Here is a 12,759-nt window from a genome sequence, read left to right as displayed (position 1 = left end):
CAGCGGTCTCGGATGCGACGGGAGTCACGTTTCAGGTATGGTCTGACCACACGATCCTGACGAGACTGTACATGATGCGCATCACATCGCGGTCGCGTCAGGAGAAGAGCATCCGGGAGGGCCCATGAGGATCGCACTGTTCGCCACCTGCATCGTCGATGCGATGTACCCCAAGGTCGCGCTGGCCACCGTCCGCGTGCTGGAGCGCCTCGGCCACGAGGTGATCTTCCCGCCGGGGCAGGGCTGCTGCTCCCAGATGCACGTCAACAGCGGCTACATCGACGGCGCGCTGCCCGTCGTGCGCAACCACGTCGAGGCGTTCACCGCCGCCGACTACGACGTCGCGGTCGCCCCGTCCGGCTCCTGCGTGGCCTCTTTGGGCCACCAGCAGCCGATGATCGCCCGGGAGTGCGGCGACGAGGCCCTGGCCCAGCGCGCCGAGGAGGTCGCCGGCCGGACCTACGAGCTCTCCGAGCTGCTGACCGACGTCCTCGGCGTCACGGATGCCGGCGCCCAGCTCGGATCGTGGTTCCCGCACCGGATCACCTACCACCCGTCGTGCCACGGCCTGCGCCTGCTCGGACTGGGCGATCGACCGACCCGGCTGCTCTCCTCCGTCCAGGACCTCGAGCTGGTCGAGCTGCCCGACGCCTACGAGTGCTGCGGCTTCGGCGGCACGTTCTCCTTCAAGAACCCGGATGTCTCCGGTGCCATGGCCGAGGCCAAGCTGCACAGCATCGAGCGCACGGACACCGAGCTGTGCGCCGGCGGCGACGCCTCGTGCCTGCTGCACCTGTCGGGAGCCGCGCACCGCCGCAGGACGCCGGTGCGCACCGTCCACCTGGCCGAGATCCTGGCCTCCACCCGCCAGAACCCCCTCGAGCTCGACGACATCGCCGAGCTTTCGATCCCGCAGGGCACCGCGTCGATCGGCCCGCGCGCCGAGGCCCCCGCCGTCGAGACCGCTGAAGGAGCCGCACGATGACCGCCGTCCAGCTCGGCATGCCGTCCATGCCGCCCGCCTACGGAGTGGGCAACCTCTACGAGGAGTCCCCCTTCCCCGCCCACGCGCGCGACGAGCTGCGCGATGAGCAGATGCGCGCCAACATCGGCCACGCGACCCACACCATCCGCGCCAAGCGCAACCGCGTCGTCGGGGAGCTGCCGGACTGGGAGGAGCTGCGCGACGCCGGCGCGGCCGTCAAGCAGGAGGTCGCCGCGCGCATGCCCGAGCTGCTCGAGCAGTTCGAGGCCAACGTGACCGCCCGCGGCGGCATCGTGCACTGGGCCCGCGACGCCGAGGAGGCCAATCGCATCGTCACCGACCTCGTGCGGGCCAAGGGCGTCGACGAGGTCATCAAGGTCAAGTCGATGGCCACCCAGGAGATGGGCCTCAACGAGCACCTGGACTCCGAGGGCATCCGCGCGATCGAGACCGACCTGGCGGAGCTGATCGTGCAGCTCGGCGAGGACAAGCCGTCGCACATCCTGGTCCCGGCCATCCACAAGAACCGCGACCAGATCCGCGAGATCTTCTCCCGGAAGATGCCCGGGCTGACCCGCGAGCTGACCGACGAGCCCGCCGTGCTGGCCGAGGCCTCCCGGCGCTACCTGCGCGAGAAGTTCCTGGACTCCACCGTGGCGATCTCCGGGGCGAACTTCGGCATCGCCGAGTCCGGCACCCTCACGGTGGTGGAGTCCGAGGGCAACGGGCGCATGTGCCTGACGCTGCCGGAGACCCTGATCACCGTCATGGGCGTCGAGAAGCTGCTGCCGCGGTTCTCCGACCTCGAGGTCTTCACCCAGCTGCTGCCGCGCTCCTCGACCGGCGAGCGCATGAACCCCTACACCTCCATGTGGACCGGGGTGACCGAGGGCGACGGGCCGCAGGAGTTCCACCTGATCCTGATGGACAACGGGCGCTCGGCCGTGCTGTCGGACCCGGAGGGCCGCGACGCCCTGCGCTGCATCCGCTGCTCCGCCTGCCTCAACGTCTGCCCGGTCTACGAGCACGCGGGCGGCCACGCCTACGGCTCCGTCTACCCCGGGCCCATCGGAGCGATCCTCTCCCCGCAGCTCACGGGCGTGGCCGCCGCGGAGAACGACTCGCTGCCGTACGCGTCGTCGCTGTGCGGGCGCTGCTACGAGGTGTGCCCCGTGAAGATCGACATCCCGTCGATCCTGGTCCACCTGCGCGACGAGGACGTGCGCACCAAGCACGGCGAGCGCCGCCGGGAGGAGAAGACGCAGCGGGAGACGGCCGAGCGCTACGAGGCGCTCGTGCTGGATCAGCACGCGCACAATCCCGAGGCCAGCCAGCGCCACGCCATGCCCGAGACCCCCCAGGCGGGCTCGGCCGGCTCGGCCGGGGCCTTCCTGCGCCGGGCCGTGGCCCGGACGCAGGGGGCCATGCCCTCGCAGATGGACATGCTCATGCGCGCCGCCGGCCTGGCGATGTCCTCGGGCACCCGGATGCGCCTGGCGGAGAAGGCCCTGCCCCTGGGGCGGGCCGCCGTCAGGCCCATGGGCGGGCTGAGCTGGATGCCCGGCGTGCTGGGCGGCTGGACGCAGCAGCGCGACATCCCCGTGATGCCGCGCGAGTCCTTCCGCAGCTGGTGGCAGGACAACGAGGGGGATGCGCAGCAGCGTCGGCGCGCGGATCTGGGCGACAGCGCCCCGGCCTCCGCCCCGCAGCCCCGCCCCGTCGAGGGCCCCTCCCTGGCCGGGCGCACCGAAGACGGCGCCGCCTGGGGCTCGACCGCCCAGGCCGTGCGCGCCCGCCGCTCCGGCGACGCCCGCCCGCCGCGCCCCCAGGAGGGCGATGTCGTGGGCAGCCAGCTCAGCGAGCGCACCGTGGGCGACCCCGCCGATCTGACCTTCGGCATCGACCGCCGCAGCACCGACCGGAACCAGGAGCAGGCATGAGCGCCGCATCGCAGTCCGAGGCACGCACGGAGATCCTGGCCCGCATCCGGGCCTCGATCGCCGACTCCCCCGCGGCTCCGCCGATCCCGCGGGGCTACCGCCGCCGCTCCGAGCTCACCCGGGAGCAGATCGTCGACATGCTCGAGGACCGGCTGATCGACTACAAGGCCGAGGTCCACCGGGAGGACCTGTCCTCCCTGCCGGGGCGCCTGGCCGAGCTGCTGGGCGAGAGCTCCGTGCTCGTGCCGGAGGGCCTGGAGGAGTCCTGGCTGCCGCAGTCCCTGAACCGGGTCCGCGACGAAGGCCCGGACGGCGCTCCCCTGACGGCGCGGGGACTCGCCCAGATCGATGCGCTGGTCAGCTCCTCGACCGTCTCGTGCGCCGAGACCGGCACGATCTTCCTCACCTCCGCCCCCGATGAAGGCCGCCGCGCGCTGAGCCTGGTGCCCGATCACCACGTGTGCATCGTCGGGCTGGACACGGTGGTCGAGCTGATCCCTGAGGCCTTCGAGCGGATCGGCCCGGACCGCCCGATCACCATGATCTCGGGGCCCTCCGCGACCTCGGACATCGAGCTGGAGCGCGTCGAGGGCGTGCACGGCCCGCGTCAGCTGGACGTGATCCTGCTCGATCGCAGCTGAGCCCGCAGCCCGCTCCGTGACTTCCGCAGGCGAAGGACGGGGCGGGCTCGCCCGCTGCTGTGGGGGCCGGCTGAACGTCGAAGGCCTCGTCTCGGGGCAGATCCTCAGGAGAACCCTTGACCACGTTCCACGACTTCAGCGCCGACACCATCGTCGGCTCGCAGGACGTCTTCGACCGCTTCGCCGGTCAGGTCGTGCTGGTCGTCAACACCGCCAGCGAGTGCGGGCTGACGTCGCAGTACGACGGCCTGCAGAAGCTGCAGGACGAGTACGAGGACCGCGGCTTCACCGTGCTCGGCTTCCCGTGCAACCAGTTCGGCGGGCAGGAGCCCGGCGATGAGGAGCAGATCCAGCAGTTCTGCCGCACCGAGTTCTCCGTGGACTTCCCCCTGTACAAGAAGGTGGAGGTGAACGGGATCGACACGCACCCGCTGTGGGCCTGGCTCAAGTCCGAGAAGCAGGGCGAGGACGGCGCGGACATCGAGTGGAACTTCGCCAAGTTCCTGATCGACGGCGACGGCCGCGTGGTCGAGCGCTACGCGCCCCAGACCACCCCGGAGCAGCTGCGCGGCGACATCGAGCAGCTGCTGAGCTCGGACGCCGAGCAGGGCTGAGCCCCCGTCGATGTCCCAGGCCTCGAGCGCGCCCCGCGATGATGAGACCCCGGCCGGCCGCGGCCCCCTGATCCAGGGCGGGCCGCTCGGCCGGGTCCTGGGCGCGATCGAGATGATCGGCAATCGCCTGCCGCATCCGTTCTGGCTGTTCATCCTCCTCGCCTTCCTGATCGTCCCGCTCTCGGAGCTGCTCGCCCGCCTGGGCGCCAGCGCGGTGGATCCGACCACCGGCGAGACCGTGGCCGTGACGAGCCTGGCCGACGCCGAGGGGATGCGCCGGATCGTCGGCGGCATCGTGCCGAACATCGTCGAGTTCCCGCCGCTGGGCGTGGTGCTCGTCGTGATGCTGGGCGTGGCGGTGGCCGACGGCGCCGGACTGATCAACACCGCCCTGCGGGTGGTCGTGGCCAAGGTGCCCGCGCGGTGGCTGACCTTCGTCCTGGCGCTGGCCGGCGTCACCGGCTCGATCGCCTCCGATGCGATCACGGTGGTGCTCATCCCGCTGGGCGCCGCCGCGTTCAAGGCGGCGGGCCGCTCGGCGGTGCTGGGCGCCGTCGTCGCGTTCGCCTCGGCCTCGGCGGGGTTCAACGCCTCGCTCGTGGTGAACCTGACCGACCCCCTGCTGGGCGGCATCTCGACCTCGGCGGCCCAGCTCGTGGACCCCGAGTACCAGGTCTCCCCCATCGCCAACTACTACTTCTCGGCGGCCTCCGCCGTGGTGCTCGCCCTGCTCATCACCTTCGTGACCGAGCGCGTGCTGACCCGGATGACGGCCCGGATCCACGCCGCGGAGCTGGCCGCCGAGCGCGACGGCACCGCCGAGACCGCCGATGATGACGACGACCGCCCGCAGATCTCCCAGGAGAACCTGCGCAGCTATCAGCCACAGGAGATCCGCGGGCTGAAGTGGGCGGGCATCGCGACCGTCGCGTACGTGGCGCTGTACTTCCTGGCGCTGCTGCTGCCGTTCTCGCCGCTGCGCGGGGTCGAGGAGACCGGCGCCCTGAGCTCCGTACTGATCACCGACATCTCAGGGCCGATCGCCCTGCTGTTCCTGGTCGCGGGCACGGCCTACGGCATCCCCGCCGGGAGCATCCGCAGGCTGGCCGACATCCCCGAGCTCATGGCCCGCGGCATCCGCGACATCGCATCGCTGCTGGTCCTGCTGGCCGCGGCGGCGCAGTTCATCGCCTTCTTCACCTGGACCGACATGGGCACCGTGATCGCGATCAGCGGCTCGAGCCTGCTCGAGGCCGCCGGTCTGCCGCTGCCGGTGCTGTTCTTCAGCGTCGTGGCGATCGTGGCCGTGCTGAACCTCTTCCTGACCTCGGGATCGGCGCTGTACACGCTCGTTGCGCCCGTGATCGTGCCCATGTTCATGTACCTGGGCGTGAATCCGGAGACCACGCAGATGCTGTACCGGATCGGCGACTCCGCGTTCAACATCATCACGCCGCTCAACGCGTTCTTCGCCCTGACCCTGGGGGTGGTCCAGCAGCGGCTCCCGCGAGCCGGGATCGGCACGCTGATGTCCCTGCTGCTGCCGTTCGCGATCTCGATCCTGGTGGTGTGGTTCCTGTTCTTCCTGCTGTGGTGGAGCCTCGGGATCCCGCTGGGTCCGGGAGCGCCGGCGGCCTGAGCCCCGCCCACCCGATCGGCGGCGCGAGATGAGGAACGGGCCGGGTCGCGTGATGATCGTGACCCGGCCCGTTCGTCGCCCGGAGCCGGCCTGGCCCCGCCGTGAGGGGAGGAGCCCGGGCCCCTCCCGGAGCGGGGCCTGGCGCCCGAGGGGAGACGCCGGCCGGATCCGGAGGCTCCGGGACGCCTCGAGCGGGTCTGCCCACCCGTTGCCCGAGGCGTCCCGGAGTGTGCACCAGCCGGTCTCTGCCCACCGGGAGGTGCGATGCGCCGCGGCCCACCAGCCGCAGCACCCGATCCGCATCCGCCCCTCTGACTGCCCATCAGGAGGAGCTCGATGCGCTCGGCGGCCCCGCCCGCCAGGACGTTCGCACCGAGTGACCGGGAGGGCCCTTGCGAGCTCTCACAGTGAAGACCGGCTCAGGCCCGGATCGTGACGCGGTTCTCGAGAAGTTACTCCAGCGCTGCCGAGCGGGCCGGACATGGCGAAGGCCGCCCTCGGGGGGAAGGGCGGCCTTCGTGCTGGGGCCGGGACGTCCGGGGAGGCACTGCCCTGCCTCCACCCGGACGTCCCGGGATTCCAGGGTCTCGGACTCTGCCCGCCCGATCCCCTGCTCGGTGCAGCGACTGCCCGTCGCCGCACCCGGTCCTCCCCTGCGCCGTGACTGCCCATCAGCGGCTGCTTCGAGGCGGACCGTGAGGCCCTCCCGCAAGGGGAGGACCGGCATCTCTCCGCACCGGTGGTGCAAGAGCTCTCGCGAGCTCTCACGGTGAAGACCCCGACCGGACCGGATCGTGACGCGGTTTCGTCGGAAGATTCTCAAGATTCTTCTCCGTGGTCCCGACGACGCCTGCGATCGGCCCGAGATCACGCCCCGGACAGAGGTGACGGCTCATCTGGGCCGGTGTACTCTCACAGTTGTATGTGTGCCATCTCACATGCTTCCACGGATCGTCCGGCACGTACCTGCCGGGAAGAGAGCGAGAACCGCCATGGCGACTGTTTCGTATGACCGCGTGACCTGTCAGTACCCCGGAGCCGAGAGCCCCTCGGTCTCCGAGCTCAGCCTGGACATCGCCGACGGCGAATTCCTGGTGCTCGTAGGCCCCTCCGGCTGCGGCAAGTCCACGACCCTGCGCATGCTCGCAGGCCTCGAAGACGTCACCCGCGGCTCCATCCTCATCGGCGATCAGGACGTCACCGACGTCGACCCCCGCGACCGCGACATCGCCATGGTCTTCCAGAACTACGCCCTCTACCCCCACATGACGGTCGCGGAGAACATGGGCTTCGCGCTGAAGATCGCCAAGGTCCCCGCCGACGAGCGCCGGGCCAAGGTCGAGGAGGCCGCGGAGATCCTGGACCTCACCGAGTACCTGGACCGCAAGCCCAAGAACCTCTCGGGCGGACAGCGCCAGCGCGTGGCCATGGGCCGCGCCATCGTGCGCTCCCCCAAGGTCTTCCTCATGGACGAGCCGCTGTCCAACCTGGATGCCAAGCTGCGCGTCCAGACCCGCACCCAGATCGCCTCCCTCACGCGGCGCCTGGGCGTCACCACCGTCTATGTCACCCACGATCAGACCGAGGCCATGACCATGGGCGATCGCGTGGCCGTGCTCAAGGGCGGCAAGCTCATGCAGGTCGACTCGCCGGCCAACCTCTACGACCGCCCGGCCAACGAGTTCGTGGCCGGCTTCATCGGCTCCCCGGCCATGAACCTGGTCCGCAGCGCCCCGGATGCCGACGGCGTCCTGTCGCTGGGCACCACCCGCGTCCAGCTGACTCCCGCTCAGCGCGAGGCGCTCAGCGGCACCGAGGTCACCGTGGGCATCCGGCCCGAGGACCTGTCGCTGGCCCCCGAGGGCGAGGGCCTGCCCGTGAGCGTCCAGGCGGTCGAGGAGCTCGGCGCCGACGCCTACATCTACAGCTCGCTGGCCCCGGTCACCGCGGCCAACACCGTGGTGACCACGCACTCCTCCGCCGCGGAGGAGGAGATCGCCGAGGAGGACCAGGCCACCGAGGGCATCACGATCCGCACCGGCGGGCGCTCCGCGGTCAAGGTCGGCGACACCATCTGGACCGTCCCCGCCGTCGATCGCCTCCACCTGTTCGACACCGCCACCGGCCAGCGCCTCCCTGACGCTCGCTGATGTCCGTCGACGAGACCCGCGAGATCCCCGATTCCATGCGCGCCTGCGTGCTGCACGGGATCGGGGATCTCGCCGTGGAGCAGCGCCCCGTCCCGCAGCCCGGCCCCGGTGAGGTCCTTGTCCGCGTGCTGAGCGTGGGGGTCTGCGGGTCGGACACGCACTACTACGAGCACGGCCGCATCGGCCCCTTCGCGGTGGAGGGCTCCCTGGTCCTCGGCCACGAGCCGTCCGGGCGCGTGGTCGGGCTGGGGCCGGGCACCGATCCGTCGCTTCTGGGCGCCCGGGTATCGCTGGAGCCGGGCATCCCCGAGCCGTTCTCCCCGCAGACGCTGGCCGGGCGGTACAACCTGGATCCGGCGGTGCGCTTCTTCGCCACGCCTCCCGTGGACGGGGTGTTCAGCGAGTACGCCGTGCACCCGGCGGCGTTCTGCCACCGCGTGCCGGATTCGGTCTCGGATGACGCCGCCGCACTGCTCGAGCCGCTGTCCGTGGGCATCGCCGCATCGCGGGCCGCTCACGTCCGCCTGGGCTCGCGCGTGCTCGTGGCCGGAGCCGGGCCCATCGGCCTGCTGGCGGCCGCGTGCGCAGAGGCCGCCGGAGCCGTCGAGGTGGCCATGACGGACATGCGCGAGGACCGGCTCGAGGTCGCCGCCTCCTGGGGCGCCTCGCGCACCTGGGCCGCCGGCTGCGCCCCGGAGCCGGACAGCGCGGACGGCGGCGGCTTCGACGCCTTCATCGACGCGACGGGCGCTGAGCCCGCCGTGCTCGACGGACTGCACCGCCTGGCTCCGGCCGGGCGCGCCGTTCTGGTCGGCATGGGCGCGGACACCCTGGCTCTGCCCGTCCCGCTCGTGCAGAACCGGGAGCTCGTGGTCACCGGGACGTTCCGCTATGCCGGGACGTGGCCCACCGCGGTGGCCATGGCCGCCTCGGGTGCGGTGGACCTGGACTCGCTCGTCACGAGCGTCCACGGCCTCGACGACGTCGAGGCCGCCCTCACCGCGGCCCGCACCCCCGGTGCGCTCAAGGCGGTCGTGCGCCCCTGACCCGCACCACACGGAGGTCCCCGGCAGAGCCGCTCTGCCGGGGACCTCCGTGCATCGGTGCCGGGTGCGCCGAGACACGGACGACGAACCATCGCGAGGCACGGCGACTCGGCCGGATTCCCACTTCGTCACGGCCTGGCGCGAGACGCCGAGACGGGTCGCGAGCTGGGCCTGCGACAGACCGGCGCGCAGCCGGCATTCCTTGATCCGGTCGTGCAGCATGACGAGCTCCTCGGATGGGGATGCGCCGGGATCGTTCGGCGGTGTCATCAACCGAGAGCCGTGCGATCCCCCAGCCCACCGATATACCCCCTGGTCACGGCCCTGCGGGGGTGAGCGCGGCGGAGACGGAGACGAGCCCCGCGATCGCTGCGCGCAGCGGCCGCGGGGCTCGTCGTCATGCGGAGTCCGGACGCCGGCCTACTTGATGGCGCCCATGGACAGACCGCGCACCAGCTGCTTCTGGGCGACCCAGCCGGCGATGACCACCGGGAGGGAGGCCAGGACGCTGGCGGCGGAGAGCCGAGCCAGGAACAGGCCCTCGCTGGTCATGGTCGAGACGAGCATGACCGGCACCGTGGCCGCCTCGACGGCCGTGAGGTTCAGGGCGAAGAAGAACTCGTTCCAGGCGAAGATCACGCAGATCAGGGCGGTCGAGGCGATGCCCGGGGCCACCATGGGGATCAGGATCGTGCGCAGCGTGGTCATCAGCGAGGCGCCGTCGATCTCCGCGGCCTCAAGGACCTCCCGGGGGACCTCCTGGAAGAACGAGCGCATCATCCACACCGCGATCGGCAGGTTCATGGCCGTGTAGAGCAGGACCAGGGTCCAGACGCTGTCCAGGACCTTGAGCTGACCGGCGACGACGTAGATCGGGACGATCACGGCCACGACCGGCAGCATCTTGGTGGAGATGAAGAAGAACAGCACGTCCGAGGTCTTCTCGACCGGGCGGATGCTCACCGCGTAAGCGGCCGGGATGCCGAGCAGCAGGACCAGGAGGGTCGAGGCCACCGTGGCGATCGCGGAGTTGAGCATGTAGTCGCCCAGTCCGGCGTCGATCACCGCGCGGTACTGATCCAGCGTGGGCGCGAAGAAGAACGTCGGCGGGTTCGTGGAGGCATCGGCCTCCTGCTTGAACGACGTCAGCACCATCCACGCCACCGGCAGGAAGAACCCGAGGGCCAGCAGCCAGGTGATGAGGGTCAGTGCCGCGCCGCCGATGCCGCCGGAGCGACGCTTGCGCACGGGCGGCTCGGGCCGGTCGTCGCGAGCACGGTCCTGGGCGTCCCAGGGAGCAGAGGTCGTCTCCGCGGAGACGGAGTCATGGGGCTGTGCGGTCATGTCGGTCACTGCTCCGTGGTCATGAAGCTCTTGAACATCAGACGCAGGGCCCAGGTCGCGATGATGATCGTGCCGATCACCACGACCACGCCCATGGCGGCGGCCTGGCCGACGTCGAAGCCCAGGAAGGCTCGCTGGTAGATGTAGAACGGCAGGTTGGCGCTCTGGGTGCCCGGTCCGCCTGCGGTCATGAGGTAGATCTGATCGAACGTGTTGACCACGTAGATCGCGCCGAGCAGGACGCACAGCTCGATGTAGCGGCGCATGTGCGGCAGCGTGATGAGGACGAAGGACTGGATCCTCGAGGCCCCGTCCACGCGCGCCGCCTCGAGGACGTCGCGGGGCTGGGACTGCAGACCGGCCAGGAGCAGCAGCATCATGAACGGCGTCCACTGCCACACCAGCGCCACGATCACGGAGATCCGCGGCATCTGGGAGGTCCAGTCCACCGGGTCGATGCCCACGAGGCCGATCATCCAGTTCACCAGGCCGTAGGACGGGTTGAACATGGACACCGACCACAGCATGGCCGAGGCCACGGGCATGATCAGGAACGGCGTGATCAGCAGAGTGCGGGCCAGGCCGCGGCCCAGGAACGCCCGATCCAGCAGCAGCGCGAAGATCATCCCCAGGATGAGGGCGAACAGCACGCAAGCCAGCGTGTAGAGGATCGAGTTGAGCGCCGCGCCGCGGAACGTGGAGTCGGTGAAGATCGCCAGGTAGTTGCGCAGGCCGACGAAACGGTCGGAGTCCTCGTTGAGGAGGTTCCAGGAGCGCAGCGAGTACCAGATGGTGATCAGGAACGGCAGCTGGGTCAGCGCGATCGTGAAGATCAGCGCGGGCAGCAGCGGAAGACGGCGGCGGAAGGCGTCGCGCTTGGCGCGCTCCTCGGCGCTGCGACGGCTGGCGGGCTCTGCGGCCCGAGTGCCCGACGGGGTGGCCACGGTGGACATCTCAGTTGCCTCCAGAGCTGTTGCGGTGCACGTCGGCGACGTCCTCGGCGTACTCCTGGGACTGCTCGAGCGCCTCGTCGACGCTCTTCTGGCCGGCCACGGCGGCCGACATCTGCTGGCCCACGCGGGTGCCGAGATCCTGGAACTCCGGGATCGCCACGAACTGCAGGCCCTCGTACGGGACGGGGTGCGTCATGGAGGTCTCCTGGGAGGCACCGGCCATGGCGTCGAGGGTGGGCTTGGCGTAGGCCTCGGAGACCTCGGCGTAGCCCTCGAGCTCATAGGTCGAGTAACGGCTCCCCGGGGGAACGCGCTCCCAGCCGATCTCCTCGCCGACCAGCTTCATGTAGTCCTTGCTGGTCATCCAGGCGATGAAGTCCCAGGCCTGCTCCTTGCGCTGCGAGGTCGCGGGGATGGCCAGCGACCACGAGTAGAGCCAGCCCGCGGCCTCGGTCTCCATGACCGGGGCGGGGGCGTACCCGCTGCGCCCGGCGACCGTGGAGGAGGCCGGGTCCTCGACCGAGGAGACCATGGCCGTGGCGTCGTACCACATGGCCGCCTGGCCCTGGCTGTAGCGGGTGATGCAGTCGCCGTAGCCGGAGGTGGCCGCACCGGGCTGCCCGTGCTCGCGGACCAGGTCCACGTAGAACTGGGTGGCCTTCCTGGTGGCGTCCGAGGTCAGCGTGGGGTTCCAGTCCATGTCGAACCAGCCGCCGCCGAACGTGTTGTACACGGTGGTCAGCGGGGCCATGATCTCGCCCCAGCCGGCCAGGCCGCGCAGGCAGATCCCGGAGATGTCCTGGTCGGGATCGGCCAGCTCGGCGGCGAACTCGCCGATCTGCTCCCAGGTGGGCTTCTCCGGCATCTCCAGGCCCTTGGCCTCGAAGAGGTCCTTGTTCCAGACCAGGAACGACGACTCCCCGTAGAAGGGCACGGCGTAGAGGCTGTCCTGGTAGCTCAGGGCGGCGCGCACCGAGTCGATGAAGTCCTCGGGGTCGTAGCCCTCGGTCGCCTCCGCGTACGGCTGCAGGTTCTCGATCCAGCCGTTGGCCGCCCAGATGGGGGTCTCGTAGTTGGAGATCATGACGACGTCGAACTCGCCGCCGCCGGTGGCCACGGAGGCCGTGATCTTGGCACGGGCCTCGTTCTCCGGAAGGGAGACGAATCGGACGTTGATGTCCGGGTGCTCCCGCTCGAACTCGGCCTGCAGGGAGATCGCGTCCTGCATCTGCGGGTTGGACACGATAGCGACGACGATCTCGTCGCCCTGGGACGAGCCGCAGCCGGTCAGGGCCAGTGCGGAGAGACCGAGGGTCCCGCCGAGCAGCTGGCGCCTGCCCACAGACCACGGCGGGCTGTGCGGCGAGGTGAGACGAGGGCTCATGGATACCTCTGTGGATTCGTACGGGCCCAGGCAGCGGTGTCCGGGCCGAGAGGCAGAAGACCT

The 12,759-nt window shown here is 70.5% G+C and carries 10 protein-coding genes and 1 pseudogene; 7 read left to right on the top strand and 4 right to left on the bottom strand.

Annotation, left to right across the window (positions count from 1 at the left end; genetic code table 11):
* Window positions 1-124: 124 nt before the first annotated feature.
* The 7 genes from RF645_RS07065 (at window position 125) to RF645_RS07035 (ending at window position 9,015) form a co-directional block, all read left to right on the top strand.
* The gene (locus RF645_RS07065; protein ID WP_006215649.1) at window positions 125-985 is read left to right on the top strand and encodes a (Fe-S)-binding protein; all 861 of its coding nucleotides are present in this window, start codon (window positions 125-127) and stop codon (window positions 983-985) included.
* Window positions 982-2,925, top strand: coding sequence for a LutB/LldF family L-lactate oxidation iron-sulfur protein (locus RF645_RS07060; RefSeq protein ID WP_006215648.1), 1,944 nt, complete (start codon window positions 982-984; stop codon window positions 2,923-2,925). Before RF645_RS07065 ends, RF645_RS07060 begins: the two co-directional genes overlap by 4 nt.
* Window positions 2,922-3,566 carry an LUD domain-containing protein gene (locus RF645_RS07055; RefSeq protein WP_006215647.1) on the top strand — a complete coding sequence of 215 codons (645 nt, stop codon included), beginning with the start codon at window positions 2,922-2,924 and terminating at the stop codon, window positions 3,564-3,566. The genes RF645_RS07060 and RF645_RS07055 overlap by 4 nt, the downstream gene beginning before the upstream one ends.
* A gap of 116 nt (window positions 3,567-3,682) precedes the next feature.
* A complete protein-coding gene (locus RF645_RS07050) occupies window positions 3,683-4,180 on the top strand; it encodes a glutathione peroxidase (protein ID WP_058871524.1) in 498 nt (165 codons plus the stop codon).
* A 10-nt stretch (window positions 4,181-4,190) separates the two neighbouring features.
* Window positions 4,191-5,819: an AbgT family transporter gene (locus RF645_RS07045; protein WP_082676953.1), complete on the top strand. Its 1,629-nt coding sequence runs from the start codon at window positions 4,191-4,193 to the stop codon at window positions 5,817-5,819.
* 992 nt (window positions 5,820-6,811) lie between these two features.
* Window positions 6,812-7,969: an ABC transporter ATP-binding protein gene (locus RF645_RS07040; RefSeq protein ID WP_006215643.1), complete on the top strand. Its 1,158-nt coding sequence runs from the start codon at window positions 6,812-6,814 to the stop codon at window positions 7,967-7,969.
* Window positions 7,969-9,015 carry an NAD(P)-dependent alcohol dehydrogenase gene (locus RF645_RS07035; protein WP_058871525.1) on the top strand — a complete coding sequence of 349 codons (1,047 nt, stop codon included), beginning with the start codon at window positions 7,969-7,971 and terminating at the stop codon, window positions 9,013-9,015. The genes RF645_RS07040 and RF645_RS07035 overlap by 1 nt, the downstream gene beginning before the upstream one ends.
* A 105-nt stretch (window positions 9,016-9,120) precedes the next feature.
* Here RF645_RS07035 and RF645_RS07030 read toward each other — a convergent pair.
* The 4 genes and pseudogenes from RF645_RS07030 to RF645_RS07015 all read right to left on the bottom strand — a co-directional run.
* A pseudogene (locus RF645_RS07030) lies at window positions 9,121-9,237 on the bottom strand (helix-turn-helix transcriptional regulator); the annotation flags it as partial.
* A 198-nt stretch (window positions 9,238-9,435) separates the two neighbouring features.
* On the bottom strand, window positions 9,436-10,359 hold the full coding sequence (locus RF645_RS07025) for a carbohydrate ABC transporter permease (protein WP_231861302.1): 924 nt from the start codon (window positions 10,357-10,359) through the stop codon (window positions 9,436-9,438).
* Between the two features lie 5 nt (window positions 10,360-10,364).
* Window positions 10,365-11,312, bottom strand: a complete 948-nt coding sequence (locus RF645_RS07020) for a carbohydrate ABC transporter permease (protein WP_058871526.1) — start codon at window positions 11,310-11,312, stop codon at window positions 10,365-10,367.
* A 1-nt stretch (window position 11,313) separates the two neighbouring features.
* Window positions 11,314-12,696 (bottom strand): sugar ABC transporter substrate-binding protein, encoded by a 1,383-nt coding sequence (locus tag RF645_RS07015; RefSeq protein WP_051452656.1) that lies wholly within the window; start codon window positions 12,694-12,696, stop codon window positions 11,314-11,316.
* Window positions 12,697-12,759: the final 63 nt, after the last annotated feature.

This window comes from Kocuria sp. CPCC 205260 (assembly GCF_040981045.1).
GTDB classification, from domain to species: Bacteria; Actinomycetota; Actinomycetes; order Actinomycetales; family Micrococcaceae; genus Kocuria; species Kocuria palustris.
The sequence above is the reverse complement of the archived record's forward strand: the minus strand, read 5'-3'. Positions and strand labels throughout refer to the sequence as shown.